The sequence below is a fragment of the Microcoleus sp. F4-D5 genome (assembly GCF_036704885.1).
GTDB lineage: Bacteria > Cyanobacteriota > Cyanobacteriia > Cyanobacteriales > Microcoleaceae > Microcoleus.
On record NZ_JAUBSX010000036.1, the window covers coordinates 1 to 26,987 of the forward strand.

At 45.2% G+C, this 26,987-nt stretch carries 21 protein-coding genes; 12 read left to right on the top strand and 9 right to left on the bottom strand.

The genetic code is table 11. The annotated features are described in order from the left end of the window. The first annotated feature begins 79 nt into the window (after window positions 1–79). On the top strand, window positions 80–646 hold the full coding sequence (locus tag QUA80_RS17830; protein ID WP_333426500.1) for a DUF981 domain-containing protein: 567 nt from the start codon (window positions 80–82) through the stop codon (window positions 644–646). Between the two features lie 50 nt (window positions 647–696). On the opposite strand, the gene QUA80_RS17835 is transcribed toward QUA80_RS17830, so the two are convergent. Both QUA80_RS17835 and QUA80_RS17840 read right to left on the bottom strand, forming a co-directional pair. Further along, window positions 697–1,959 (bottom strand): serine hydrolase, encoded by a 1,263-nt coding sequence (locus tag QUA80_RS17835; protein ID WP_333426458.1) that lies wholly within the window; start codon window positions 1,957–1,959, stop codon window positions 697–699. A gap of 242 nt (window positions 1,960–2,201) precedes the next feature. Continuing rightward, complete coding sequence (locus tag QUA80_RS17840; protein WP_333239734.1) at window positions 2,202–2,657, bottom strand: helix-turn-helix domain-containing protein; 456 nt, start codon at window positions 2,655–2,657, stop codon at window positions 2,202–2,204. Window positions 2,658–3,754: 1,097 nt separating this feature from the next. Here QUA80_RS17840 and gatA point away from each other — a divergent pair. Together gatA and QUA80_RS17850 are read left to right on the top strand one after the other, a co-directional pair. After that, the gene (gatA, locus tag QUA80_RS17845) at window positions 3,755–5,215 is read left to right on the top strand and encodes an Asp-tRNA(Asn)/Glu-tRNA(Gln) amidotransferase subunit GatA (RefSeq protein WP_333426459.1); all 1,461 of its coding nucleotides are present in this window, start codon (window positions 3,755–3,757) and stop codon (window positions 5,213–5,215) included. Window positions 5,216–5,333: 118 nt separating this feature from the next. Further along, the gene (locus tag QUA80_RS17850) at window positions 5,334–6,392 is read left to right on the top strand and encodes an alpha/beta fold hydrolase (RefSeq protein WP_333426460.1); all 1,059 of its coding nucleotides are present in this window, start codon (window positions 5,334–5,336) and stop codon (window positions 6,390–6,392) included. A 108-nt stretch (window positions 6,393–6,500) separates the two neighbouring features. On the opposite strand, the gene QUA80_RS17855 is transcribed toward QUA80_RS17850, so the two are convergent. Continuing rightward, complete coding sequence (locus QUA80_RS17855) at window positions 6,501–7,244, bottom strand: pentapeptide repeat-containing protein (protein WP_333426461.1); 744 nt, start codon at window positions 7,242–7,244, stop codon at window positions 6,501–6,503. Between the two features lie 588 nt (window positions 7,245–7,832). On the opposite strand from QUA80_RS17855, the gene QUA80_RS17860 reads away from it, so the two are divergent. The 3 genes from QUA80_RS17860 to QUA80_RS17870 all read left to right on the top strand — a co-directional run bounded on the left by QUA80_RS17860 (window position 7,833) and on the right by QUA80_RS17870 (window position 11,535). Next, window positions 7,833–8,483: an ATP-binding protein gene (locus QUA80_RS17860; RefSeq protein ID WP_333426462.1), complete on the top strand. Its 651-nt coding sequence runs from the start codon at window positions 7,833–7,835 to the stop codon at window positions 8,481–8,483. A gap of 297 nt (window positions 8,484–8,780) precedes the next feature. Further along, window positions 8,781–9,119 carry a DUF3593 domain-containing protein gene (locus tag QUA80_RS17865; RefSeq protein WP_333239724.1) on the top strand — a complete coding sequence of 113 codons (339 nt, stop codon included), beginning with the start codon at window positions 8,781–8,783 and terminating at the stop codon, window positions 9,117–9,119. 325 nt (window positions 9,120–9,444) lie between these two features. Then, window positions 9,445–11,535, top strand: a complete 2,091-nt coding sequence (locus QUA80_RS17870) for a serine/threonine-protein kinase (RefSeq protein ID WP_333426463.1) — start codon at window positions 9,445–9,447, stop codon at window positions 11,533–11,535. Here QUA80_RS17870 and QUA80_RS17875 read toward each other — a convergent pair. The 3 genes from QUA80_RS17875 to QUA80_RS17885 are packed head-to-tail and all read right to left on the bottom strand — an operon-like array spanning window position 11,512 to window position 16,544. Continuing rightward, window positions 11,512–13,110 carry a helix-hairpin-helix domain-containing protein gene (locus tag QUA80_RS17875; protein WP_333426464.1) on the bottom strand — a complete coding sequence of 533 codons (1,599 nt, stop codon included), beginning with the start codon at window positions 13,108–13,110 and terminating at the stop codon, window positions 11,512–11,514. The two genes, QUA80_RS17870 and QUA80_RS17875, sit on opposite strands and share 24 nt — an antisense overlap. Then, window positions 13,103–13,882 (bottom strand): LAGLIDADG family homing endonuclease, encoded by a 780-nt coding sequence (locus QUA80_RS17880; RefSeq protein WP_333426465.1) that lies wholly within the window; start codon window positions 13,880–13,882, stop codon window positions 13,103–13,105. The genes QUA80_RS17875 and QUA80_RS17880 overlap by 8 nt, the downstream gene beginning before the upstream one ends. Window position 13,883: 1 nt before the next feature. Beyond that, a complete protein-coding gene (locus QUA80_RS17885) occupies window positions 13,884–16,544 on the bottom strand; it encodes a DNA polymerase III subunit alpha (RefSeq protein WP_333426466.1) in 2,661 nt (886 codons plus the stop codon). 263 nt (window positions 16,545–16,807) lie between these two features. On the opposite strand from QUA80_RS17885, the gene QUA80_RS17890 reads away from it, so the two are divergent. Continuing rightward, window positions 16,808–17,677: a DUF4037 domain-containing protein gene (locus QUA80_RS17890; RefSeq protein ID WP_333426467.1), complete on the top strand. Its 870-nt coding sequence runs from the start codon at window positions 16,808–16,810 to the stop codon at window positions 17,675–17,677. Between the two features lie 87 nt (window positions 17,678–17,764). On the opposite strand, the gene QUA80_RS17895 is transcribed toward QUA80_RS17890, so the two are convergent. After that, window positions 17,765–18,184, bottom strand: coding sequence for a lysozyme inhibitor LprI family protein (locus QUA80_RS17895; protein WP_333426468.1), 420 nt, complete (start codon window positions 18,182–18,184; stop codon window positions 17,765–17,767). Between the two features lie 23 nt (window positions 18,185–18,207). Next, window positions 18,208–18,516 (bottom strand): DUF2499 domain-containing protein, encoded by a 309-nt coding sequence (locus QUA80_RS17900; protein ID WP_333426469.1) that lies wholly within the window; start codon window positions 18,514–18,516, stop codon window positions 18,208–18,210. Window positions 18,517–18,929: 413 nt separating this feature from the next. Between QUA80_RS17900 and csaB the strand changes: the two genes are divergently transcribed. From csaB to trmB, 3 genes are all read left to right on the top strand, one after another. After that, window positions 18,930–19,973, top strand: a complete 1,044-nt coding sequence (gene csaB, locus QUA80_RS17905; protein WP_333426470.1) for a polysaccharide pyruvyl transferase CsaB — start codon at window positions 18,930–18,932, stop codon at window positions 19,971–19,973. A 16-nt stretch (window positions 19,974–19,989) separates the two neighbouring features. Beyond that, window positions 19,990–20,763 (top strand): Uma2 family endonuclease, encoded by a 774-nt coding sequence (locus tag QUA80_RS17910; protein ID WP_333426471.1) that lies wholly within the window; start codon window positions 19,990–19,992, stop codon window positions 20,761–20,763. A 159-nt stretch (window positions 20,764–20,922) separates the two neighbouring features. Continuing rightward, window positions 20,923–21,555: a tRNA (guanosine(46)-N7)-methyltransferase TrmB gene (gene trmB, locus QUA80_RS17915; protein WP_333426472.1), complete on the top strand. Its 633-nt coding sequence runs from the start codon at window positions 20,923–20,925 to the stop codon at window positions 21,553–21,555. Window positions 21,556–21,705: 150 nt separating this feature from the next. Here trmB and QUA80_RS17920 read toward each other — a convergent pair whose 3' ends face one another. Further along, a complete protein-coding gene (locus tag QUA80_RS17920) occupies window positions 21,706–23,157 on the bottom strand; it encodes a dolichyl-phosphate-mannose--protein mannosyltransferase (protein ID WP_445302257.1) in 1,452 nt (483 codons plus the stop codon). 186 nt (window positions 23,158–23,343) lie between these two features. On the opposite strand from QUA80_RS17920, the gene QUA80_RS17925 reads away from it, so the two are divergent. Both QUA80_RS17925 and QUA80_RS17930 read left to right on the top strand, forming a co-directional pair. Continuing rightward, window positions 23,344–23,493, top strand: a complete 150-nt coding sequence (locus QUA80_RS17925) for a hypothetical protein (RefSeq protein ID WP_190274399.1) — start codon at window positions 23,344–23,346, stop codon at window positions 23,491–23,493. Further along, window positions 23,490–26,891 (top strand): CHAT domain-containing protein, encoded by a 3,402-nt coding sequence (locus QUA80_RS17930; protein WP_333426474.1) that lies wholly within the window; start codon window positions 23,490–23,492, stop codon window positions 26,889–26,891. Before QUA80_RS17925 ends, QUA80_RS17930 begins: the two co-directional genes overlap by 4 nt. Window positions 26,892–26,987 lie beyond the last annotated feature (96 nt).

The window sequence follows — 26,987 nt, forward strand, 5'->3', positions numbered from 1 at the left end:
ATTTCACAGATTCAATTTCTCTATTCCTGACTCACCCTGATTTATACTTTTCCTCTGCCTAAAGTGACAAAACAGGGTTATTAACTACATCAGTTTGATGCCGATCAATATGGTGGCAGGGTTATTTATCCTCGCCTACTATGTCTATTCAGGTATTGACGGCACCGATCGAACACGGTGGATTCCCGGGTTTGGCATGAGTGGCGCGATCGCCCTGACAACAGGCTTGCACATGATCTTCACTTGGTCAGTTACAGGCAGCTTCAACATAGCCTTCGGGGAAATGTCAGTTTTGTTCGGTATCGTCTTCCTTGGTGCTGCTGTTGCCCTAGCTCAAAACTGGGAGTTGCTAACAGTTACGATTTACGCTTTTTTCGCAGGTGCGGCTGCTATTTTGATCGGTTTGCGGATTATCAATCTCGGTCTAACCACGCAGCCAATACTATCAGGTATGGGCTTAATCCTGTCGGGGATCGGTGGCGTCTGCGCGACGCCTGCGCTGTTGATGCCAACTAATCGCACTCTGCGACTGATTGGGGCGATCGTTCTAATAGCAGCGGGTCTGATCTGGGCTTTGACGGCGTGCATGGTATATTGGGAGCATCTCGCTAAATTCTCGAATTGGGTTCCCTACCCCATGCGCTGAAACCTGGCAACTTACCGCGATCGAAAATAAGTCGTTTTCGCAATATTCTCTTAAAAGCCTGGATTCCGGCTAATGTAATCGGCAATTTTAGAAATAGACTGGCGCATTTGTAGATCGCCGCTGCGGGTGTCAATCACAGTCATTACATAGGCCTCGTCGTCAATGCTCATCGCTAAAGTTGTGCCGAGCACAAGGGAATTTTGACCTGTTTTTTCGCCCAACCACTGAGCTTTAGTTCCTTGCAAGGCGGCAAATCCCAGAGCCCGATCGTACTGGCGGTTGAGAGTTTCTATTAATAGTTTAGCACCAGGTGTTTCGCCGTTGTAAATTTGCACCATCATTTCGGTGAGTTCGTTAGCAGTCAGGCGGTTGGGGCCAGAACCGGGGTTGGAAGGCATAATTTTTTCCCCCATTAATTTGAAGTTGACGCGGGTGACTTGGTAGCCGCGATTATCTAAAAATTGATTGATGTAATCGGCTCCCAAATAATCGATCAGTTGATTTGTGGCGGTATTGCTGCTGCGATCGATCATTTCTTCTAACAGTAGCTGTAGCGGGTAATTTTTAGGGGACAAAATCTGCGTCGATGAGTCTTCGGTAAAATTACCGCGATTGACAAATACTTCCTGCTTCAAACTTATTTTCTCTTTTTCCACTTTTTGCATCAGGGCGACAGCAATCGGCAATTTAATTAAGCTGGCAGGACTGACCGGAGGCACATCGCCGCGGAGGTTTACGCACTGTCTAGAAAGGTTGCAAACACCGATCGAAGCTTTCCCAGACAAGCCGCTTTCCCGGGCAACCGCAGCCAAAAAATCTGATTTTGCTTGCTGCACTTGAGAGGTGGCTGCTGTTAAATTTTCGCGGTATTCTTGAGTTTTTGAGGCAGTCAGGGAAGCTAAAAATGAATATTGAGGAACTTCCTGCAAGTTGTTGAGGGCCTGGTGCCAGAAAAATTGAGTTTGCTGCGAAGATTTGAGCGACTGATTTTGCTGCCGTTTAGTTTCTACGGCTCGGTTGGCTAAACGGACTGCTTGCTGTAAGTTGTCGTTAGCTCTCTGTTCTACTAATATTTGAGCTTCCACCGCTTGCAACTGCTGTAGCAGTTGTTCTTGAGGATTGGCGGCGAGGGGAACTAAGCGCGAGAGCAGGGTTGGTTCTGGGGAGGGAGAGGGGGGTTGTTCTAATTCGGTGACTAGCCGATCGCGAATTTTGTAGAGTTCGTCTAGCGAACGCGGGTTAGATGATTGAGAGAATGAATTTGCGATGGTTAACATCTGAACCAGTCCGATGCCGGCTACTACTGCCGCCATTTTGTTTGCGACCGACAAAAAAACATTCAACTCTCGCATATTCAACATCCTCAACACAACCAAATTCAATATAAGCAGCTATTGTTACAGGAGTCAAACGATTTTAGATTTTAGATTTTAGATTGCAGAACAAATCTACAATCTACAAGGTGAAATCGGAAAGTTAGATCGCAGCAAAATAACCAAAATAAAGGGAGCGATCGCACGAAGGCAATCAACCCCCTCTAAATATTGCGAACTATCTACTTTTTGCGCCGCCGCCGCCAGTCAGCACCCAACCGTTTGAGGTAATCCCAGCCGCGTTGAGGCCAGACATGAGCGCTATCGGTCTTTTCGGCAATCCAGCGAGCTACTTTGGGGCCTGTCCAGTCTCCGCCGTCGGGGGCAGATCCTTGCAGCGCTTGTCGCAGTTCTTCTTGCTGTTCTGGATTCAGCAATGATTTTGCAGGAGGGGGCTGACGGTCTCCGCTGCGGTTTCTCACAGAGTCTGGCCCTTCTCGGTTGTAGCGCTGGACAATTTCTTTGGCGTAGTCGTAGTTGAGGCCTACGACTTGGGCTGCTTGTTTGATAGTCCAATTTCGGGAAACTAAGAGTAGCAAGTGCCAGCGGCGCGACTCTGTGGTGTTTTGTGCCTGCCGGTAGCGAATTTTGAGTTCCTCTGCCGTCAGGTGGGATTCTAAGTGAGCTTTAGGTGGCATTCCTCCAACAGGGCATCGGGAACTTCTTACCATATATCTTTGGTTTTGGGGATAATTCCGGATGAAATTTTGATGCTGGGGATCGTTGGGGCAAATGCGTAGCTTTTTTGGTCGCAGATGCACGCAGCTAGTCGCACTTGAGGAAGGACTGCTGTTTTTTTGCAGGTGCGCGCAACAGGAGACCTCGGCGTGGCGGTGAGCGTTCCGAGCTTTTTTGTGAACCCCAGATTTCTGACAGGCTTTTTGACCTCTGGCACAATGGGCGTGGATCGGAAAAGGTCGCTTACTATTTTCTGCGATCGCGCAGCCACCATTAATTCACTCGGATGACTGATAACTTTCAGTCATTTTTGACGAAAAAAGTGCTCTTCATAATCTGACCCTAATTATTAGGGGATGTGCAGCCATAATCTAATATTTTATTATCATGATTTTCTATTTTCAGTTGATTTTTTTATTTTCAGGACGCGATTCATCTCGTCAAAAATCAGCTTTATATACTGCCCAGTATGCTTGTGAAAACAAATCATATCTAACAAAACTGGCAATTATTTGGCAACAAGAATTTTTAGAACAGTCTGAATGTTTCCCGGAATCAAGCAGTCACAATCTGGGATTATTTGATTTTTGATGCCATCTTTTTCTAGAATAAATCCTGGGTGCGTCTAAAAGAAGCTGGTTTCTAATATTTGAAAATTTAGATTACATAATTAGGAATGACTGATTTCTTAATGATTGCGATATTGCATACACATTCTTGGAGGCAGAACCTAGTTATCTAGGGGCCGCATTGCACACCTTACCCCTTACTTATATAAATCTCGCGTCAAACCACTTTTGCATCAGTCCTGATACAGTTGCATTCTTGGTTTTTTCAAATATTAGGTAAAAAACTCGATCGCTATTTTGTGTCCGGCGGGATTTTGGGAATTTAATCTATTGTATATAAAATGACAGATCGCGGGTTAGCTGAACCCTCTTCGAGGCTCGAACTTTCGCCACAAAAATAGCAGACTTTGCCTTCGGGCTGTAAGCAGGTACAATTGCCAGCTATATTAACTGTATTGTCTCAAAGTAGAAATAATAAAGGTAAGAGCATGGCATCCATCCGCGAGTTGCACCGACAACTGGTCAATAAAGAACGCTCTGCTGTGGAAATTACTCAAGAAGCATTAGACCGAATTACCCAGCTAGAGCCTAAGTTGAAAAGCTTTCTGTGCGTGACAGCAGACAGAGCATTGGCGCAGGCCCATAGAGTGGATGCTCAAATCGCAGCCGGAGAGCAAATTGGCCTGTTGGCCGGCATCCCGATCGCCGTTAAAGACAATATGTGCACCGAGGGCGTTCCCACAACCTGTGCATCTCGGATTTTGGAGAATTTTGTGCCTCCCTACGATGCCACAGTCGTCTCGAAACTCCAAGCAGCCGGTGCGGTGATTGTGGGCAAGGCGAACATGGACGAGTTTGCAATGGGGAGCTCGACAGAAACTTCTGCCTATCAAGTTACCGCGAATCCTTGGGACTTGGAGCGCGTGCCCGGAGGGTCTTCTGGCGGTTCTGCAGCAGCAGTGGCCGCCGGAGAATGCGTGGTGAGTTTGGGTTCGGATACTGGGGGCTCGATCCGCCAACCTGCTTCTTTTTGCGGTTTGGTGGGGCTCAAACCCACTTACGGGTTAGTTTCTCGCTACGGTTTGGTGGCCTATGCTTCTTCTCTCGATCAAATCGGGCCCTTTGGCCGGACTGTTGAGGATGCGGCGATTTTGTTGGGGGCCGTCGCAGGTTACGACAAGAGAGATTCTACGAGTCTGAATGTTCCAATTCCTGACTACGCCCAAGCTTTGAGACCCAGTTTGCGACCGAAGGGTCAGATTAGAATTGGTGTAATTAAAGAAACTTTTGGTGTAGGGTTGGACTCGGGGGTTAAAGACGCTGTTACTAAGGCGATCGAACAATTTCAACAATTGGGCGCAGAAATTCAAGTCATTTCTTGTCCCCGGTTCCGCTACGGTTTGCCCACTTACTACATTATTGCTCCCTCAGAAGCTTCGGCGAATTTGGCGCGATATGATGGAGTCAAGTACGGTTTCCGCTCTCCAGACCCCGATAATCTTTTGGATATGTATGCCAAAACCCGCTCTCAGGGGTTCGGTGCGGAAGTTAAACGCCGGATTGCGATCGGCACTTACGTATTGTCCGCGGGATATTACGATGCCTATTATCTAAAAGCTCAAAAAGTTCGGACTTTGATTAAAGAAGACTTTGAAAAAGCTTTTTCTCAAGTTGATGTTTTAGTCTGTCCCACTGCCCCTACTACCGCATTTAAAGCAGGCGAAAAATTTAACGATCCCCTGAGTATGTATTTGTCAGATTTGATGACTATTCCGGTGAATCTTGCTGGTTTGCCAGCTTTGAGTTTGCCTTGCGGATTTGATGATAAAGGAATGCCGGTGGGCATACAACTGATTGGCAATCTTTTGCAAGAATCTCGCCTGTTTCAAGTGGCTCACGCTTACGAACAGTCTACGAATTGGCACTTGCACCACCCGGAATTGGATTGATTTTTGAAAATCGGCGGAATACGGCGGCGGAAGTTAGTAATCGATCTTGGCTAATTGTCTGAATTAATCATTGGCCATTAGCTTTTGACCGATCTCTAATTTCCCGCGTGCTCTATCTATGAACAAGTTGCTAGTATTCCTTTTGTCTAAATCGCTAATAGCTTTTGGGATAGTTTTGGCGGTCGCTTATTCCGCTGCTTGTGTATTCCTCTTTGTAGCCCAAGGTAAGTTTATCTTTTTTCCCGCGCGGGCGATCGAAACTACGCCAGATGATTTTGAGTTGAGATATCAAGATGTTTGGCTGCCAGTTCCAGCTAAAAAAGGCGCGGTGGAAAGCGTGCACGGGTGGTGGATTCCTGCCTCGGAAAATCCCCCCAGCCCCCCCTTAGCAAGGGGTGGATCGAGAAAGGGGGAGGCTGTGCCCTCTGTTAACACCGGAGACTCGGATACCCCCCCCAGCACCCCCTTGCCAAGGGGGGGAGCTAGAGGAGTCGGAACGTCCCCGCAAAGCGAGACACGGGCCGTCGCTGCGGTTCCCCCCCTTAACAAGGGGGGGTTAGGGGGGGTAGTTTTGTACCTGCACGGCAATGCTTCAAATGTGGGAGCAAATGTCGAACACGCTTATCGATTTCATCGGTTAGGTTTGTCGGTATTTGCGATCGATTATCGCGGTTATGGAAAAAGCCAGGGCGATTTTCCGAGTGAATCTCAGGTTTATGAGGATGCTCAACTTGCTTGGGATTATTTGGTGAAACAGCGCGGGATTAACCCGAATCAAATTTATATCTACGGTCATTCTTTGGGAGGGGCGATCGCGATCGATCTGGCAGTGCGCCACCCGGAGGCGGCCGGGTTAATTGTAGAAGGTTCTTTTACTTCGACGCGGGCGATGGTGGATTTCCAAAAAGGCTTGTTTTGGATGTTTCCGATCGATTTTTTGCTGACACAGCGGTTTGATTCTCTTTCAAAAGTCGATCGCCTGCAAACGCCCGTGCTATTTATTCACGGGACTGCTGACAGTGTAGTTCCAGCCCAAATGAGCAAAAAACTGTTTGATGCAGCACCTGAACCCAAACAGCTTTACATAGTTCCTGATGGAGGTCACACTAATGTGGCACAGATCGGGGGCGCAGAATATCTGCAAATAGTGAGCCAATTTTTAGGTTCTTCAAACTAGATAAAAGCTGTTGGCGGTAACAGGTTAAGTTTGATATCTGTACCGCCCGATCGCACTTTTTTCTAACAGTACATATCTGAAACAGAGCTGTTATCGCGACGATACTGCTTAGTAGAACCTTAATACATTCAGCCACCAGTCATTCAAGGCATAGCAGTAATTGCAGTAATTGTTCGTGCTTATCGCTTGTTCTTTGTTAACTTCGCAGCCTCGCCGAGATGTTTTTTGGTTCGGCATCCTGGCACCGCAGAGATTGGCATCTGTGAGATTAGCTTTGTTCAATCTCGCATCCCTCAAGTCTGCCGATCTCAGGTCAGCACCGCTGAGATTTGCACCGCTTAAATCGGCTTCTTTGAGGTCGGCACCCCTGAGATTTGCACCGCTTAAATCGGCATTTCTCAGGTCGGTTCTACTTAGTTTAGCGGCGCTCAAATTACTGCATTTTAAGTTAGCCAACTGGAGGGATGCGTCTGGCAGAAAACTCTCGCTGAGATTGGCATTTTCTAAGTTGGCTCCCCTGATGTCTGCCCTGCTCATGTCGGCTTTGCTGAGGTCGGCGTCGGCCAAAAAGGCGTTTCTCATGTTGGCGTTGTTTAAATTAGCTTCCATTAAGTCAGCCGCTGTCAAGTCGGCATCAACTAAGTCTGCCCTGCTGAGAGTGGCGCGGCTCAAGGAAGCGCCAAACAAATCTGCACGGCTCAAGGAAGCGCCAAATAAGTCGCATCCGGGACATCCTCTGGTTTCTAGCAACCGCTTGACTAGAGACAGGTTTTGAGCTTGTAAGGGAAGTGCCGCGCAAAATGGGAGTAGCAGTATCGCAGCAGTCAGAATTTTCAGTTGGATTTTGGTCATAGTCTGTGTAAGTGCTGTAACTGCCTTCGATCGCCGATTGGTCTGCTGGACTTACGCGCGGGGACTAAAAACCCGGTTTTCTCGTTAATTCCTCGCTGTCAAACCCAATATTCTTAGCAGAAACCGGGTTTTTTGCCTAAGTCCTAGTCTAGTGGATGGACGCGGCTCGACGGTGTAAGGTTCGATCGCTCCCTATCGCGGATATTACTTACGCATTGGGAATGAAAGCCCGCACATCAAGGCTCCCTTGCAGCGAACGGCGAACCGCCGGAGGCGCTGAATGCCAGGGATTGTGCAGCTTGCGACGGCTGCGGCAAGTGGCTGACTCCGACAGCGGATAAGTATTTGTAATCGATGCAATTGAATTTACCTGCAGAGGGCGTGAGTTCTCCGTACAGGCGATCGGTAAATAAGCCAATTGGCTTAGACTCTTAAGACATATTGCTGATGCGCTGCCTTCTCTAAAAAAGATAGCATTTTTGTGTGATCCCCGAAATAATACCGAGCAAGCAAGTATAAAAAAAGTACCAAATGTCTCGGCGGGTGAGAAAATAGGGTACACCTAATAATTTCAGACGAGGAAAATAGATGTCGAACAGCATAGATCAACTTGCAGAAGGTGGCAGGGGGATCAAACTCCTGTGGCAGATTGCAGACGAGCTCAGTTATACCCGGACTATCGACAATCGAAATTGTTTGTCGCTGAGCAAAACTTACGAAGTAGAAGGTCGAAATCGCTCCCAAAATATAAAAAATGCTAGCGTTTTAGATGGGTTAATGAATTTATTAAACACCTGGGATTGGCAGACTGAAACACAGCAGCAAGAAGAGCTGCATGAAAGTTGTGTTCAACACATTAGCCTGCAAGTCAACACAGATGTCAATGCTTTAACTCGAGTTTTGTTGTGGTTTGAGCAGTTGAAAGATTTATCGCTCCCCAACGAGGTTTGGTGTAAGTTTCAGTTGGCGTTGGCTGAAGGTTTCACTAATGCAGTTCGCCACGCTCACAAAAATCTGCCAGTAGAAACTCCTGTTCAACTGGAAATTAGGGTGTTTAACGGACGGTTGGAACTCAAAGTTTGGGATTGCGGGCCGTGTTTTGATTTTGATGCTAAGCTAAAGGAAATTATGGCAGCAGATAGAAATAACGGCTTGGATTTAGAGGTTTTGAACGATGCTTGCTTGATGCCTAGCAGACCAAAAACTTTGGAACCGTCTCTATTTCTAATTGCTGGGTAGCTTTGGGGTGATGGACAATTAACAGATTGGCACGGTGAAAAATGTGTTATGCTAAAAACGGTGTTAGGGGAAAAGTTACGGGTTTTGTCTCGGCGTGGGTGAGGGGTTTTGAATACTGCCAACCTGCTGCTGCTTGGGTTAAGAGCTATGGTATTGGGTGATTCCATAGCAGTTCGATAGAAAGGGGTGCATCTGTCTAATTAAATATTAAAAACTAAACATTAAAAGTTAAAAATTATTCACACTAATTTTTGATGTTTTAATTTATCATAGTATCTGGTCGCTCACCAATTACTAATGATTTCCAAAGAAACTTTATTTGTTCTGTCTCTATTTCCCTACTTGGGATTTCTCTGGTTTTTGACTCGATCGGGAAAAACACCCCGTTTAGCTCTGATGGGATTTTACGGCACTCTCGTTTTTGTAGCGGTGACGATTCCCGCCGCAATTTACGCAAAAGTTGCCTACAACGAGTCACTAGCAAATGTCGATTGGCTGCACGGTTCTGCGGAACTCTTCTTAACACTTGCCAATATTTTATTAGTTTTAGGCTTTAGAGAAGCGGTGATTAAAGCCAAAGCATCCTCACAGAAGGGCGGCGAGGAGCAAGGGTGTCTTTTAGATGGGGGAGAATAGCCGGGATCGTCTCAGTTTGGTATTTACTCTCCGCAGCAATGCTCCCTAATACCCGCAGTTAACAGTTAACTGTTAACATACCAGTTTGCGATCCGCCAACCTGCAAAATTTTAAGAAAGCATTAGAATATATGGAAACTCACCTCAAGCACTTCTAGTGTCCTCACCTTGGTTTCTTGCCGCGGGATCAACCTGAGAGCCTAGATTTTGGGTTGAGAAACCCGGTTTCTCAGGTATTATCGAGAATGGTGCTCTGAGCGTGAGTTGAAACAGACTACAATCTTGCTAAGTTTAGCTTTGGTGGGAATCTCCTGGCCGGAAAAAAGATGAGCTATTGCCTCAATCCCCATTGCCAAAAGCCGCAAAATCCTGACTCAACCAAGTTTTGTCTGGCGTGCGGCTCTAAATTGCTACTGAAAGAGCGTTACCGCGCCATTCAACCTATCGGTGAAGGAACATTTGGCAGAACTTTTTTAGCTGTCGATGAAGATAGGTTGAAAACTCCCTGCGCCATCAAACAATTTTTCCCCCAAGTTCAAGAAAAAGCTGAATTAGAAAAGGCAACTGCACTGTTCAAACAAGAAGCTCACCGACTGTACGAACTCGGAGAACACCCGCAGATTCCAAGTTTGCTGGCTTCTTTTGAACAAGCCAAACGTCTGTATCTTGTGGAAGAGTTAATCGAGGGAAATAATTTGTTTCAGGAGTTGCAGCAGGGGGGAGCTTTTAGCGAGGAACAGATTTGGGAATTGTTGATCAATTTGTTGCCTGTTTTGCAGTTTGTTCACGAGCAGCAGGTGATTCATCGGGATATTAAGCCGGAAAATATTGTGCGGAGAACTCCCCAAACCTTGTGGGCGGCGGCGGGATATGGCACCTCAACTCCTGGTAAAGAAAAACGAGGGGCAAATTTACCTCAATCTTCTGGTGGTATGAAAGGGATAATTGTGGCTGAATCTCCTGCTGTACAGGGGAAGGCCAGGGGGGGTCAGTTTGTGCTAGTAGATTTTGGAGTTGCTAAGCACATTACCGGCCTTTCTGAGGCGCAAACTGGGACGATAACTGGAACTGCTGGCTATGCGCCGATCGAACAAATTCGCAGCGGCAAGGCGTATCCGGCGAGCGACCTTTACAGTTTGGGCGTTACCTGCATTCACTTGCTAACTGGGGCGGTATTGAAGGATTTGTTCGATGCTTTGGAATGCAAATGGATTTGGCGATCGCACTTGGCGCAAAAAGGCATAAAAGTCAGCCAAAAATTAGCAACTATTTTGAATAAATTGCTTAAGGATTCGGTAAAAGATCGATATCAATCCGCTGGTGAAGTGCTGCAAGACTTGATAAAATTTGGACAATATCCCCGCTCTCAAATTTCTTATAATTATCGAACTAAAATAGCTATAAATTCGCCATTAACTAACTCGCAGCCAAATACAGCAACCGCCGTATCGGCCGCGCTGCCCCACAAGATTCATGTTGCGCCATCCGCTAACAACCCGAAATTATTGCCGTCTAATAACTGGCGGTGCGATCGCATTATCCACGGTCATTCAGCCCCGGTTAATGCTGTGGTTATTAATCCTCAAGGTAATATTCTCGCTAGCGCCAGCGACGATAAAACAATTAAGCTATGGGATCTGCAAACAGGTGAATTCATCCATACTTTTTTCGGCCATTCCGCAACTGTTGATGCTGTGGCAATCAGCCCAGACGGGAGAATGATGGTTAGCGGCAGTTTTGACAGAAAAGTTATTGAGTGGAAGCTGGATAAAAAGGCGATGATTCGCGAATTTTACAGCGATTTTGGTTCGCCGTACAGTCATCGCTACGGCCCCGTGTACTCGGTGGCTTTTAGTTGCGACTCGGGAGCGATCGCGAGTGCCAGCGGCGACCAGAGTATTAAATTGTGGAACCAGCGCAACGGAGCATTGGTTCAAAAACTTTCGGGACATTCTGACAAGGTTTTATCTGTTAGTTTTCGCCCTCAAAGTATGATGCTTGCCAGCGGCAGTGCTGACACAACTATCAAGATGTGGCTGGTAGGTATTGGGGAGAGTGTACGGACTTTTGTCGGTCATTCAGATTGGGTTTATGCGATCGCATTTAGTCAAGACGGCAAGATGATTGTCAGTGGAAGTGCCGACGCTACTGTTAAATTGTGGAATGCCGATACAGGGGAATTGATTAATACTTTGAGGGGGCATTCTGATGCGGTGATTTCGGTGGCGATGAGTCCGGATCGCGAAACTATGGCTAGCGGCAGTCGAGACGGTACGGTTAAACTCTGGAACCTGGAAACAGGAGAATGTTTGTGCTCTCTTGCTGGGTGCAATCCGGTGGCTTTTAGTCCTGACGGTCAAACTTTAGTCACCGGTGGAGATGCCGGCGAAGTGTTAGTTTGGCGGGCGTCTGTTTAGTTGGGCGAGATAAGTGACATACTTGTGAAGGCGATCGGTGTCAGTGTCAAGTAAACGACTGGCCCAAGAATGTACATTAAGTTGCGATCGCATTTCTCGAAACACCGCAGCATCCCCGCGATTGTCTAGAGGAAAAACCCAAGCATCAAATCCAGCCGACTTGAGACGGCTAACAGTTCCCTCGCCATCTTGCACCCACAATTGAGGGTGAATGCGAAGGGGTTGACAGGAATATTCACCGACAACAATTCCCCCCACAGAAACGCTAGCATCTTCTCCCCGATTGGAAAGTTCTTGCAAAATAGCTTTGAGGGAATTGAGTTTTTTCCCGTCTTGTACTTGTTGCGGTGTAAGCTTGACAATAACCATTTCTAAAACTTCCACAGGTTTTGTCGATCGTACAACGTTGACTGGTTCCGCCGGCCAAGGGTTGTTTATTTCCGGTTGGGCCCTCTCGACTTCCTCCGTAACTTGTACTGTTTCAACCGGCTTTGCAGTGTCTACAATTATCTGAATTTCCTCCCCATCTTTCTCAATTTTTCCACTAATTAGTAAGATCGCATTCTCTACAATGTAAGGTTTCACTTGTTCGTAAGCCTTGGGGAACACAACAGCTTTTATTTGATGTGTCAAATCTTCTAATTGCAAAATAGCCATCGCATCGCCTTTTTTAGTCACTACCATTTTGATGGCGCTGAGCATGACAATAACTGATACTTTTCCCTTTTTATCTGCTAACTGTTCGAGAGTCACCACATCGGGGTCTGGGTTTACTTGCATGAGAAACTTTAGCGGATGTTCTGATACATAAAAGCCAAGCAATTCTTTTTCTAAACGCAATTTCTCCTGTTTGTCATAATCTTCTACCAATTTAGCTTTTGGTGCAGACTCATAGGTATTGACCGACTTACCGAAGCTATTGGCACCTAACAAGTCAAAGAGATTGCCTTGGCCGCTTTCTCGGTCTCTTTTGCGCTCTTGCGCCCATTTCATCACCGCTTCGAGGTTCTGTACTAATTGCTTGCGGTTGTTTTCAACTTTATCAAAAGCACCGCATTGAATTAAAGCTTCTAGAGCGCGGCGGTTGACAGAATGCAGATTTACGCGATCGCACAAATCAGCCAGCGATTTAAACTTACCCCCTTCTTGCCGCGCCGCCAAAATATTTTCAATTGCCGCTTCTCCCACATTTTTAACAGCAGAAATTCCAAACAAAATTTTATCTTTTGCACCTCCAGTAATCTGTTTGGGCAGCGGTGTAAAAGTAAGTTCAGAACTATTAATATCCGGCGGCTCAACCTCAATACCCAGCTTGAGACAATTGGCAATATATTTCTGTACTTTATCCTGATCGCCCCTGTTAGCAGTCAGCAGTGCAGCCATGTATTCTAGAGGATAATTCGCCTTTAAATAGGCAGTTTGATACGTGATATACGCATAGGCCATTGAATGGGATTTATTAAAACAGTTAGATGCCACCAGACTATTTTCTAGGATAAAGTTATGTTCTCGTTCAACGCCAATGTCATAGACTTCTTGAGTTCCTAGTGATTTTCGACTAATAATTTTAACCATGTTTGTAACTCCTGAGAATAGCCTCTATTTTAGTTTTCTTTCGTTGCAACCCCAATCGGGGATACTGATACACAAAATCATAGAATGCTTGTATATTTTTTCGACTAAAGATTCTCCAATAATAAACTTTTTTTAATTGATGCTCTTGTACAGAACCCATACCTAGGCGCCTTGCTAGTTCGCGGGCAAATTCAAAGGAACCCACAATGCAGACTAAACCGCCACTTCTACCTTTGTTTGCATAAGCACAACCGTCACCGTCAAAATAGCCTAACACATAAGACCCTAAATATTTTAAGTTAGGGAAATAGGTAACTTCCGAAAAAGTTCTTCCTGTTATGATGCCGTAGCCCTGTAAAGAGCTTGCCAGCTTTTCAGAAGAAAAATTTATTCGGTAGTGAGGAGCATAATTTTGAGGCTGAACAATTCTAATCTCACCAGAGTATTGTAGCTCTATGCTGAGCATTTCTGTGAGTTCTTTGTCAACAGATTCAAAAGCTACATAATTAGTTTGAGTAACGCAGCCATCAGCAGCTATCAATCCTAATAAATAAGCTTTAGCTTGAGAGTCAATTACATCAAAATAGCTCTCATTTAAAGTATAGCGGTTTCGCCGCTTAGTATTAATGTCCGCTTCTTTTAAAACCCTTGAAACTGCTCTTTCGCTCACACCAAGGTAGTTAGGAATGTCTCGACACTCCATGCCCTGATTAAAAGCAGAAATGATTTGTTCCTTGTGTTCCGATTTTAGCTGCCTGTAGTCGAGATACATTTTATATATCTGAGCTAGAGTTGATTTGTTTTAAGTCTAATCCTTGTTCAAAGATTTCGTCAATGGGCAGCATTTGACCGCCAACAGTCATAAACTTGTGATCTTTTGTGGCGCGAATTATCGAGCCATCTTCCAGGCAATACTCAAAGACCTCCTGCTGCCCCCGGCGATGCCACTGTGCAATTGACTGTGTATAAATATAACCGTTGCTATCAACACTATAAACAGTACATTCAATTTTTTCCTCAACGATTTTGCCAATAGCCATGGGCCCATATTCCACCGTCAATATCTTCGTGTCATAGCTCAAGCAATATTCCGCGAATTGTAGCATCTGCGCGAACAGTTTATCAGCAATTCTTTGACTGACTCCATTCTTAGTTGCGCCGTCGATAAACGTTTCTTTTTGCTTCTGCATTTCATCAGCTTTCTTCTTGCCCATTGCGCGCCGCAGCAAGTCAGCTTGCCCCAAAGAATAGCCCGCCAAATCTTGAGCCATCCGCATAATTTGCTCTTGAAAGCAAAGCGTTCCGTAAGTCTCTTTTAAAATCGGTTCTAATAGCGGATGATCGTACTCAACTGTTTTACCGTGCTTGCAGTCAATAAACTGAGGAATCAAACCTGCATCCAGCGGCCCGGGTCGGTAAAGTGCCAAAATAGAAGAAATATCATCCAGACAGGAAGGTTTGAGTTTTTTCACTACATCCAGCATTCCAGATGATTCTAACTGAAAAATACCTTCTAAATCTCCTCTTTCTAAAAGTTTATATGTTTTATCTACATCATCGGGTAACTTTTTGATTCTGCCAAAAGTCTCTTGAGCTCGGCGCTCTATATCAGAAGGTAGCATTTCTGGATCGACAATTAGATTTTGGGTTTGCTGAATATAATCAACAGTTTTCTGGAGCGTTGTTAAATTTTTCAATCCCAAAAAGTCCATTTTCAACAGCCCCAAAAATTCCAAATCTTCCATGAAATATTGGGTGATCACAGCGCCATCATTATTCTTTTGCAGCGGTACAATTTCATCCAACGGCTCTGAAGAAATTACCACACCTGCCGCGTGAACGCCATAGGTTTTGTTGGTTCCTTCAATGCGAATTGCCATGTCAATCCACTGACGAACAGGGACTTCTGTTCCTGTTTCTTCATTGATGCAAATTGTCTTTTCATAGTTTTCTTTAAATTCCTGTGCAGGTGTTTCATCGGAAATCATCACTTTAAGTTTTTCCGGTTTCCCCCGGGACACTGGAATTAATTTTGCCATTTCATCGGCTTTTTTGTAGGGAATACCTAACACCCTGGCTACATCTTTCAAGACAGCTTTTGATGTCATTCTGTTGAAAGTAATAATTTGCGCTACGCGGTCGCTACCGTATTTTTCAGTAACGTATTTAATCATGTCGTCTCGCCTTTCTATGCAGAAATCGCTATCAATATCTGGCATAGATTTCCGTTCTGGATTGAGAAATCGCTCGAATAGTAGTCCGTGGTGTACGGGGTCTATATTGGTGATTTTGAGGACGTAGGCAACTAGAGAACCTGCGGCTGAACCGCGTCCTGGCCCTACTGGAATATCGTTGTCTCTAGCATATTTTATGTAGTCCCAAACTACTAAAAAGTATTCCGAAAAGCCCATTTGCTGAAGCATTTTCAGTTCGTATTCTAGTCTTTGTTTGTAAATGGGGGGTATTTCATTTCTGGTGCGGGCTTTGAGCCGTTCTAACAGTCCCAGCCAGGATATTTCTTCTACATAAGTATCGGCTGTATGTTCTGGGGGAATTGGAATTGTGGGAATTCGAGCTTCTCCTGTGAGTTCGTATCTCGATACTTTATTTGCGACCTCTAGGGTATTTTCGATCGCCTCTTTGATTGTTTCATCATCCAAATGGTCTCGAAACAGTTGCGCCATCTCCTCCGCAGACTTAAGATATTCAGTGCCGCTGTAGCGCATCCGCTTGTCTTCTTCAATCAGTTTGTTGGTGTTAATGCACAGCAAAGCATCGTGTGCTTCTACGTCGTTGCAGGAAATATAGTGAGAATCATTGGTGGCAATTATTTTAATGTTGAGTTCGCGGGCAATTTTGACGATTTCAACATTAACAATCCGGTCTTCCGGGGAACCGTGGTCTTGAATTTCTATATAGTAATCTTCCCCAAATACTTCTTTATACCATGTGGCTACTTCACGGGCAGCATCTAGCTTGTTTTGCAGAATCATTTGGGGAACTTCCCCGCCCAAACAAGCACTGGTAACAATTAAACCTTCGGAGTATTGTTTTAGCAGTTCTTTGTTGATGCAGGGTCGGGCAAAAATACCTCTTTCTGGCATTCCCTTTAAATGGGAAATTGTGGTGAGTTTGACGAGGTTTTTATAACCTTGGGTATTTTTAGCTAAAACAACTTGATGGTATTTTCTTCTACCTCTAACTTTTACTTCAATGTCGCCGTTGACGACATACATTTCATTGCCAATAATCGGCTTGATATTTTTATTTCGGCAAACTTTGATTAGTTCGATCGCCCCGTACATCACCCCGTGGTCTGTAAGGGCGATCGCGGGCATCCCCAATTCCACCGCCCGTTCTGCGAGCTGCTGTAGCTGAGACGCCCCATCTAGTAAGCTATAATCGCTGTGAATGTGCAAACCAACGAAAGACATGGCGATTTTAGATTTTAGATTTTAGATTTTAGATTGTACACCATCGGCGTTGGGAAAGATAAAATAAAAAACAAAACTGTATATTACTTCTTTTGGGCTAATTCGTGCTGGGGCGCTGATGCTATCGCGCATCAGTTCGCCTGCGCCCGATTTGTTAAAAATTATCAAATTTAAGTTATAAATTAAAAGTTATGCGCTAAAATGTTGAGTGCTAAAGTTAAGAATTTGCTGTAGCTTTTGTCGGCTCAAAAGCAAGTAATTAAATGCTGCACAATTATCGAATCGAACTCAAAGAAATTCCACCGCTGGCTCAAACTATTGGCGAGCAGTTTAGCAGTTTGCCTCAAGTGGTAGCCGTAGTTTTAGCAGGTTCTCGAACAACTACAGTTACGGATGAGTCGTCGGATTTTGATTTTTACGTATATGTTAAAGAGGAAATTCCAGTTGACATACGGGAGGCGATAGCGAGACAATTTTCCGATCGCATCGCAATCAACAATCAATTTTGGGAACCGGGGGACGAGTGGATAGATATTAACACTGGCTGCGGTATAGATATTATGTACCGCCAGCCCGAATGGATCGAAGAACAACTCGATCGCGTCCTGGTCAAATATCAAGCATCAGTAGGTTATTCAACCTGTTTTTGGTGGAACGTTCTCACCTCAGTATCATTGTATGACAGAGACGGTTGGTTTCAGCAATTGCAAGCAAATGTCGATCGACCTTATCCAGAACAACTCCGTCAAGCCATAATTGCCAAAAATTATCCGATTTTGCGCCACCTGATTTTTTCATTTCGCCACCAGCTAGAATCCGCTGTTTTGCGCCGCGATTCAGTAAGTATTATCCATCGAACAGCCGCTTTTTTAGGCAGTTATTTTGATATTGTTTTTGCTGTTAATTCTATCCCTCATCCGGGCGAAAAACGTCTGGTAGAAAGGGCAACAGCTTTGTGCTCAAAATTGCCTGAAAATTTGGAGAGCCAAATTCACAGTCTAACTAATTCTATTTCGTTACCGGCGGGCGATCGCCAAATTTTACATTGTCTTGATGGACTGGTTGACAGTCTCGATGTATTGTTGATTGAGGCAGGTTTAATTGCTACTAATTCTGTGGCGTTGCAATTCTGAAAGATTGGTGAATTAGATTTTTTTACGAACACAGGCGGGACGCCTGTGCCACAAATACAGGCGTCCCGCCTGCGCCACAAAGAATTTTTACAAATTTGCTTGTTTCAAATAACTTTCCAAATCTTTAATGCGTTCTTGCGTCACTCTAGCCCTGCAATAACCGTAGGTAGAAGCAGCCAAACTACCGCCTTCAAACTGCCCTTTTGCATAATCACAATTTTCATCTCGAAATTTGATCCAAGTACGCTGTGCCACCGTCAATCTCTGCTTTTGTCTACTGCTGATTTTTGCTTGCAGTTGCTGATAGAGTTGATTGAGCTTTTTGTCGGCAGCCTCAAACTCTTGACTAGAACACATATTCATGTCAAGCGTGGTTTGAGGACTTTTGCAGTTAGGTTGTTGGGCGACTTGTACGGGAATATTGCTGGCTTTGCTGGGAAGCAAAAATCCGGCTGTCAACAAAAGCAAACTTGCCGCAAATTTTACGCAAATAGTGCTATTTTTCACTTAATTTCTCCTTTTTTTAATCTTTAAATTTTTTCGGCGGGTTGAGCCGATCGCCAAATCCACCAAGCCGCCGCCCACAGAGTAAAATTGCCGATGAGAGTCATCGCCGCTTGCAGGGTAACGAGCCATTCTAGGGCTGGGGAGTTGTCAAAATAGTGCCATGTACAGGCACACATAGCGCTGACAAGAGCGGGCAGCATTGCGGCGGAAAGGGCCCACCAAGCTCGGTTTTGAGTGACTTCGCCGTAAGTCCAAATTAACCAGATGGCGGCAATCCACTCGACGACGCTAGAGACGTGAATAATCCAGGTGGGAATTGACAAAGCGTGCATTTTTTGTATTGTGAACGAAGATGAAAGATTTATCGATCGGGACTTACGCAACTGTCATATAAAGTATGATGAGTCAGTCGATTTTAGATTTTAGATTTTAGATTTTAGATTTTAGATTTACTCCACAGATAAATCTTGGAGCTTGAGCTTTGGTCTAAAATTTTAGAAGCATCCACGACTTAAGTCGGGGCTTGTACCTGTTTTTGGGCTGGTCATACAATTTTAGATTTGCGATTTGAGATTTTATTAGATTTGCGATTTGAGCTGAATGATGACGTAAAGCCTTGAAGCTTGCTGACAGTAGCATTTTTTTGGTAGTAGGATCAAATCTCAAATATCAAAAAAATCTAAAATCTAAAATCTAAAATCTAAAATCGTTAGATTCCCCATTACAAAGAAAGAAAAGAGTAGAAATGCGAGCAATTTTGTGCGGCTATTACGGTAAAGGCAACGGCGGCGACGAGGCGCTGTTGGCATCGCTACTGCAAATGTTACCAGATGGCGTGACGCCGATCGTCCTGTCTGGCAATCCTGTCGAGACAAATCAGCGGTACGGGGTAGCTGCGCGCGATCGGATGAATGCGTTTCAAGTTCTCGAAGCACTCCGCACCTCCGACGCCCTAATCTGGGGCGGCGGCAGTTTAATCCAAGACGCTACTAGCATAGCTAGCCCTTTCTATTATGGTGGTTTGATGGGAATAGCGCAGCGGATGGGCTTAAAAACTGTTGCCTGGGCCCAGGGAATTGGGCCTTTGAAGCGCGAAATCACTCGCAAGTTATCTCAGCGCTGTTTTGCTGGATGCACCGCCGTCAGCGTGCGGGATAAAGGCTCAGCTACTTTACTTGCAGATTGGCAAATTCCCTTTACTTTAGCGCCCGATCCCGTGTGGGCTTTGGAGAATTCTCCCGTGTCCGGTTTGTGGGATTTACCTGCGCCCAGAGTGGCTGTTTGTTTGCGTTCTCACTCTACACTAACTCCCGCGCGTTTGTCAATCTTAACTCAAGCTTTAGTTGACTTTCAAAAAGCAACTCGCACCTTAATTTTGCTGCTGCCTTTTCAAGCATCTCACGACTTAGAAATTGCCCAACATTTGCACGAAGCGCTGCCCAAAAGGAGCCGCATCCTCAGTTTAGACGATCCGAGAAAATTGAAAGGAGTGTTCCGGGGAGTCGAAATGGCGATCGGGATGCGCTACCACAGTTTAATTATGGCCGCATCCGAAGAATGCCGCTGTTTTGCCCTCAGCTACGATCCCAAAGTCAGCCAGTTAATGGAAGAGCTAGAAATGCCGGGATACTTATTATCAGAATTGCCAGACGATCCTTATTTAATCAGCAAAACCTGGATGGAACACTATGCTAACGGCGACGCCTTATCGCCAGACAGGATAAAATTTATAGTAGAGCGATCGCTCTTTCATCGCGAAGTATTGCAAACCGCGCTCCAGCAGTCTTAGTAAGAGGTAAAATACCGTGACAGCCCCTACAGCAGACTTAAAAATTACCTGGGAAAAATTGCCAGACGACTTCATTTTAGACGAGGAACCAGTGGAAAATATCGACCAACCCTTGCTAGCCGCCGCCTTGCGCGAAATTTTAGAAATCGCAGGGCTAATTGTAACAGGAATATTAGTTGCCCCAAACATGGGAATTTGCGCTACATTAAACGGCAAGCTAGTTATCAAAGCTCCAGATTGGTTTTATGCCCGCAATGTCCAGCCGCTTTCTAGTCAAGAAATTCGCCGCAGTTACACTCCCAACTTAGAAGGGGAAATTCCGGCGATCGTGATGGAATTTTTGTCCGCTACTGCCAACGATGAATATTCTAGTAAACAAACTTATCCACCTGGAAAATGGTTTTTTTACGAACAAGTATTGCGAGTGCCAGTCTATGCACTTTTTGAACCAGCCGCCGGAGTGTTAGAAGTCTACTACTTGGATTCATCAGGAAAGTATGAAGTACAACCACCCGATGCTTTCGGCCGTTATTGGATTTCAGGAGTTGGGTTATTTCTGGGTGTTTGGCAGGGAACAAAAGCCGAAAGAACCGGATATTGGTTGCGGTGGTGGGATGAAAGTGGCGAGATGTTATTGTGGGGAGCAGAAATGGTAGAAAGGGAACGGCAGCAAAGGGATCTCGCTCAACAGCGGGCCGAACAAGAACGAGAACGGGCCGAACAAGAACGAGAACGATCGCAAAGATTGGCCGCACAATTAAGAGCAGCAGGCATTGAACCAGAAGCCTAATGCAATAATGAGCAATTAAAAATAGCCGAGGGAGAATTTTTAATTGCTCATTAATTAAAAAGTATTGAACAACATCGCAAACATCAATATTTATCTGCGTTAATCCGCGTTAATCTGCCTTCATCAGCGGTTCAAAATTACATTCAGGAGACAGCAAAATTGGCAAGAGTAAGAGTGCGGGAACACGTCAATCCCCTATCAATTAGATATCAAGCATCTGCAAATCCCCCGGATTGGACTAAAATCTATGCCGACTTAAATTTACCGCTGCATTTAGATATCGGCTGCGGCAGAGGAAGGTTTTTGTGGCACATGGCGCAAATCCAAACAGACTGGAACTTTCTCGGATTAGAAATTCGGGAACCTCTGGTAGAAGAGGCGAATCTTTGGCGGGACGAAAAAGGCTTGACAAATTTGCACTATTTGTTTTGCAATGCTAATAGTTCCCTTAAACCAATTTTAGAAACTTTACCCGCAGGTATTTTGCAGCGAGTTAGCATTCAGTTTCCCGATCCCTGGTTCAAGAAAAAGCACCACAAACGTCGGGTGGTGCAGCAGGAATTAGTCAACGAATTGGCAACTTATCTAGCAGTTGGCGGTGAAGTTTTTATTCAGTCAGATATTGAGGAAGTAGAAAGGGAAATGTGCGATCGCTTTTCATCTCATCCCAGTTTTAAACGTCAAAACGGTGACAACTGGCTAGCCGAAAATCCCCTACCTGTTCCTACTGAAAGAGAAATCGCTACTCTCAAACGCGGCGAACCAGTTTATCGAGCACTCTATCAAAAATAATGCTCGCTTTTGCAAACTCACCTTTGTCATAAAGGTTATAACTTACATCTTGCACCTTGGTTAGGAACAGGCTTTCCGACCTGTTCCACAAAACTTAATTTTCTCGCTTCACGGGCCGGAGAACCCGTTAATAAAAGAATTATTTCTAACTTACACCCAAGACGCCAGCCACATCCGAATATTGAATTCCCACTGCGATAAAGGCAGTCCCAAATAGATAGGCATCCAGAAAATAAAAGCACTCAAAACCAGAAAAATAATTGTTACCCCCATCCCTCGGAGTCGAGTTTGAGGGCTGTGCAGCCACCTGTCAACCCACCACGCCAATGCTAAAGCTGCAAACACAGAACAGCCCATATAATGGTACAAAAATATGCAGCGAGTCACCTTCATCCAAGGCAGCAAATTAGCAGCCCAATTAACTATTAAATATAACGCCAGCCACATTTGGGCAGTCGGCGGAAATAAAATCGGCCGCTGCTGTTCTATCGTGTCAGCAGAAGCCTCGCTGCGCGTTTGCAGCCACACCGAAATCCGGTGAACTAAAACTCCTATTACTAGCAGTAAAGCTAAGGTTGACAGCCACCAAAGGAAGGGATTTCCCATTGCGTGAACGTCAAAAATTACCTCTGTTGCACCTTCAGGCAAAGGCGGCAAAACGGGATCTGGTTGTGCATTGTTGCTAGCTTTTTTGAAGAAGTAAACTATCGGGCGCAGCATCAACGGCCAACCGTACCACGCGGAACAGTAAGGATGCACGTCGGGGCCGCTTTTAATCCGCTGGTGATAAGTCAAAATTTCCGTTTGCATCTGCCAGAAATTGGGAGTTGGATTAAAGTACAGGTGAGGAATCCAAGAGATGCTGTAAACTATAATAGGAATAATAGCTAGACTCAAGCAGAGTTCTATAAAATTGAGTTTCGTCAGTTTTTGTACGGGACTTTCGGCAGGAATTAGAGGTGAATCTACCTCGCGGCTTTGTTCTTCATTTCCTCTGTTACCCTGGATAAAACGAATTGCCCAAGCACAGATTAAAATTATATAAGTACCGAAAAGAAACCACAATCCGTTCCATTTGATAGCCGCAGATGCGCCGAAGCCAGTACCGGCGAGAACCAGCAAAAGCCAGCGCTTTTTGCCTTCTGCTTCTACGGATTTTAAAATAAATAACTGACCTAAAATTCCCAACAAAACTAGATAAATGTTGTTCAGCGCGTAGCGAGACTCAACTAAAAACAGACCGTCGCAGGCGATAAATAAAGCAGCAATAAAAGCAAAGGTGCGGCGCGGAACTAGCTGATAAGCCAGCGCTCCTACAACTAGCGGAATAAAGGAACCCGTGAGAGCATTCAGCCAGCGGTAATCCCAAGGGGAAAGCAGGGAACCAGCCATACTGTTGACGGCGGTTTTTCCGAAGGGAAGGTGAGTTCCGATCCAAATGCCGATCGCAATTATGTACTGGCTCAGAGGCGGGTGGGCGTTGAAAAAAGGAGTTTTTGTGAGATAATTGTTGGCAAATTTAGCGTAATAAACCTCGTCAAATACTAAAGTGTTAAATCGCTCTAGTTCCCAAAAGCGTAAAGTTAAGGACAAGAGGAGCACACCTAGCATTCCTATGGAGAAAATAACGTTCGATCGGTTAAATTGTTTTTTCTTGATTTTCATAAAACAGCAGCAAATAATAGATCCTAAATTTGAGTGCAATCGCTAATTTTAAATGTCTGAGTTGAGAGTAACGTAAAATAGGACTTGTGCAGAAACCGAATTTTTCATGAGGAACCGGGTTTTTTGGAAAAAGCCAGTTTCTTAAACCCGGTTTCTAATAATGCTTGGAGAGTGCAGCGAGAAGCAGTAGCGACTATTGTTTCACCAAATGCTCTCCATCTAATTGGCAAGCCGGAAGGAAAAGCGCGCATCACAATGTGCGATAGATTATGATAGCAGCTAATCAGGTATTTTTTGAGCGAGTGTTTATGAATCTCATACTTTCGACTTGGGGGCGTTGGGGCTTAGCTGTAGGTGCGACTATCCTGATGGGATCTGCCGCCGCGCCAAATCCCCAGACATTTGAAAGTTTTGCTGATTTCTGTACCAACAAAGAGAATTTGACCCCTGAAGCCAGACATACGGTGGAGGTGTTGCTATCAAAAGCGAAAACACAAGAGTGCGATCGCGCTCAAAAAACACTGACTAATCTCACAGAACTTTCCCTAATTCGCAATCAAATAGTCGATATCAAACCATTATCAAAATTCACCAATCTGAGAAAGCTTAACCTCAGTTTAAATCAAATAACAGATGTGCAACCCTTATCGGGACTGACTAATCTGAGATCTCTCGTCCTCAATTTCAATCAAATCTCAGACGTGAAACCATTATCGGGACTGACTAATCTGACAGAGCTTTTCCTCGAAGCCAATCAAATCGCAGATGTAAAACCTTTAGCTGGATTGACTAATCTAACAGGGCTGTCCATCGCATCTAATCAAATTGTAGATGTGACACCTTTATCGAGAATGACTGAGTTAAATTTTCTTTATTTGAGTGGCAATAAAATCGCAGATGTCAAACCATTATCGGGATTGACCAATCTGATACTGCTTTTCCTCGCATCAAATCAAATCGCAGATGTCAAACCTTTAGCGGGATTGACAAATCTGACCGCCCTAGACCTCAGTAGCAATCAAATCGCAGATATCAAACCTTTAGCGGGATTGGTAAATCTGACAACCCTCGATCTCAGTAGAAATCAAATCCCGGATGGGGAAGCCGATCGATTAATTCAGAAAAACAAACAACTATTAAATCAAAAAACAGATGAAGCCGAGCGATTGATTCAGGAAGCTAGGGGATTATTCGCTCAAGAAACAGCAGCATCTTACCAGGAAGCCTTGCAAAAGTTTGATGCAGCGCGTTCGCTTTATCAAATGCTTAGAAATTGGGAGAAGGAAGCTTACACGCTGCATCAAATGGGCTTCATTACTAATAGATTAGGAGACAGACAGCAAGCCCTGAACTACTACAAGCAAGCCCTTTCTTGGAATCAGACAGCAGCCGATCGCCCTAAACAAGCCGTCATCCTCAACAATATCGGCGCTGTATACTATGCTTTGGGAGAGAAACAGCAAGCCATCGACTACTATAACCAAGTCCTTTCCCTAATTCGGGAAATGGCCGATCGCCCTGAAGCAAGTATCAACCTCAGCAACATCTCGAACCTACCCGCAAACAGCGACACACCTTTGGACGATCGCACTGCGGAAGCCACCACACTCAACAACATCGGCTTAGCCTACAGCGATTTGGGAGAAAAACAGAAAGCAAAAGAGTATTTCAACCAAGCCCTTCCCTTATTCCGCGCTGTGGGCGATCGGGCTAAGGAAGCAACTACCCTCACCAATATTGGCTTAGTCTATTCAGATTTGGGAGAAAAACAAACAGCCCTCGACTACTACAAACAAGCCCTCGATTTGAGACAAAAAGCGGGCGATCGGCGTGGAGAAGCCCTCACCCTCAACAATACAGGTACTACTTACTCAGAATTGGGAAAACTGCAGAAAGCAGAAGAATATTTCAACCAAGCCCTGCCGCTGTTTCGCGCTGTGGGCGATCGTCCTGGAGAAGCTCTCACCCTCTACAATATCGCTAATATAAAACGCGATCGAGGCAATTTAATCGCAGCCCTCACTGACATTGAAACCTCCATTAAAATCATCGAAAACCTCCGCACCAAAATCACCAACCACGAGCTCCGCATCTCATACTTTGCCACCGTGCAGGACTATTACCAGTTCTACATTGACCTGTTAATGCAACTGCACAAAACGCAACCAAATTCGGGTTATGATACTAAAGCCTTTCAAGCTAGCGAACGCTCCCGCGCCCGCAGCCTCCTCGAACTTCTTCAAGAAGCAAACGCCGATATTCGCCAAGGTGTCGCCCCGGAATTATTGCAGCAAGAACGCAATTTACAACAGCAACTCGATGCCTTAGAAACACGGCGAATCGAAACTACAAGCAGCCCCAATTCAACCCCCGCACAAAAAGCAGAATTAGATCAAAAACGCCAAACTTTACTAGCACAATATCAGGACATTCAAGCCCAAATCCGCTCCACCAGTCCCCGGTACGCCGCCCTCACCCAACCGCAACCTTTAACCCTGGCACAGATTCAACAACAAATCCTCGATGAGAATACAATTTTACTCCAGTATTCTTTAGGGAAAGAGCGCAGCTATCTGTGGGCTGTGACTAAAACCAGTATCACCAGTTATGAATTGCCTGCTAGGGCCGACATCGAAAAAGCCGCCCGCAATTTCCGCGATGCTGTGACTAACCCGCGCTACCGAAAAATTCCCGATCGAGTTGCTGAAGCTAACAACACGCTCAGTCAAATTATTTTACAGCCCGTAGCAGCACAACTCGCTCAAAAACGCCTGCTGATAGTTGGCGATGGCATTCTCAATTACCTCCCCTTTGCCGCCCTCTCAATCCCTGAAACACCCGGTAAAAATCGGAATCAGCCTTTAATTGCAGACCGTGAAATTGTGCTGCTGCCTTCCGCTTCCACCTTGGGAATCTTAAGAAAAAACTACAATGACAGACAACCCCCAACTCGGACTTTAGCAATGCTCGCCGATCCAGTTTTTAGCGCTGACGATCGACGAGTCAGAACCCAGTCTAATAGCGCCAATCCCCAAGCAATAGAATCAGTAAATCTCGGTTTAAGCCGCTCTAGCCGCGACAATAACATACAGTTGAACCGTTTAAAATTCACTCGCCAAGAAGCTCAAATCATTCAAGCGTTAGTTCCTGCCACTTCTCGCACCGCATCTTTGGATTTTGCCGCCAGCCGCGCCGCAGCAACCAGTCACAATTTAAGCCAATATAAAATCATTCATTTTGCCACTCACGGTTTAGCGAATAGCACTAACCCGGAACTATCAGGAATCATCTTGTCACTGGTAGATGAAAAGGGCAACCCTTTAAACGGATTTCTGCGACTTACTGATATTTTCAATCTCAAATTAGCAGCAGATTTAGTAGTGTTAAGTGCCTGTCAAACCGGAATGGGGCAGATCGTTCAAGGCGAGGGGATGGTAGGATTGACACGGGGATTTATGTATGCAGGGGCTCAGCGAGTCGTGGTGAGTTTGTGGAATGTGGACGATGAAGGAACAGCTACGCTAATGTCTAGTTTCTATCAGGGAATGCTGCAAAAAGGGTTAACGCCAGCGGCAGCATTGAGGGCCGCACAACTGGAAATGTGGAAGCAGGAAGAGTGGCGTTCTCCTTATTATTGGGCGGCTTTTACGCTTCAGGGGGAATGGCGATAAATTTTAGGAAAAACAGCTATGATATCAAGTCGGATTAATTGCTGATAAAACCTATACGGGCATCGGGCTGGTCATGAACAACAGCCAACAGTCAAC

What these genes read in the sequence shown, in the direction of transcription:
- QUA80_RS17890 (WP_333426467.1), top strand. Translation starts at nt 16,808, where the DNA reads ATGCTGCACAATTATCGAATCGAACTCAAAGAAATTCCACCGCTGGCT.
- csaB (WP_333426470.1), top strand. Translation starts at nt 18,930, where the DNA reads ATGCGAGCAATTTTGTGCGGCTATTACGGTAAAGGCAACGGCGGCGAC.
- QUA80_RS17875 (WP_333426464.1), bottom strand. Translation starts at nt 13,110, where the DNA reads ATGGTTAAAATTATTAGTCGAAAATCACTAGGAACTCAAGAAGTCTAT.
- QUA80_RS17880 (WP_333426465.1), bottom strand. Translation starts at nt 13,882, where the DNA reads ATGTATCTCGACTACAGGCAGCTAAAATCGGAACACAAGGAACAAATC.
- QUA80_RS17865 (WP_333239724.1), top strand. Translation starts at nt 8,781, where the DNA reads ATGATTTCCAAAGAAACTTTATTTGTTCTGTCTCTATTTCCCTACTTG.
- QUA80_RS17850 (WP_333426460.1), top strand. Translation starts at nt 5,334, where the DNA reads ATGAACAAGTTGCTAGTATTCCTTTTGTCTAAATCGCTAATAGCTTTT.
- QUA80_RS17930 (WP_333426474.1), top strand. Translation starts at nt 23,490, where the DNA reads ATGATAGCAGCTAATCAGGTATTTTTTGAGCGAGTGTTTATGAATCTC.
- QUA80_RS17840 (WP_333239734.1), bottom strand. Translation starts at nt 2,657, where the DNA reads ATGCCACCTAAAGCTCACTTAGAATCCCACCTGACGGCAGAGGAACTC.
- gatA (WP_333426459.1), top strand. Translation starts at nt 3,755, where the DNA reads ATGGCATCCATCCGCGAGTTGCACCGACAACTGGTCAATAAAGAACGC.
- QUA80_RS17860 (WP_333426462.1), top strand. Translation starts at nt 7,833, where the DNA reads ATGTCGAACAGCATAGATCAACTTGCAGAAGGTGGCAGGGGGATCAAA.
- QUA80_RS17900 (WP_333426469.1), bottom strand. Translation starts at nt 18,516, where the DNA reads ATGCACGCTTTGTCAATTCCCACCTGGATTATTCACGTCTCTAGCGTC.
- QUA80_RS17870 (WP_333426463.1), top strand. Translation starts at nt 9,445, where the DNA reads ATGAGCTATTGCCTCAATCCCCATTGCCAAAAGCCGCAAAATCCTGAC.
- QUA80_RS17835 (WP_333426458.1), bottom strand. Translation starts at nt 1,959, where the DNA reads ATGGCGGCAGTAGTAGCCGGCATCGGACTGGTTCAGATGTTAACCATC.
- QUA80_RS17855 (WP_333426461.1), bottom strand. Translation starts at nt 7,244, where the DNA reads ATGACCAAAATCCAACTGAAAATTCTGACTGCTGCGATACTGCTACTC.
- QUA80_RS17885 (WP_333426466.1), bottom strand. Translation starts at nt 16,544, where the DNA reads ATGTCTTTCGTTGGTTTGCACATTCACAGCGATTATAGCTTACTAGAT.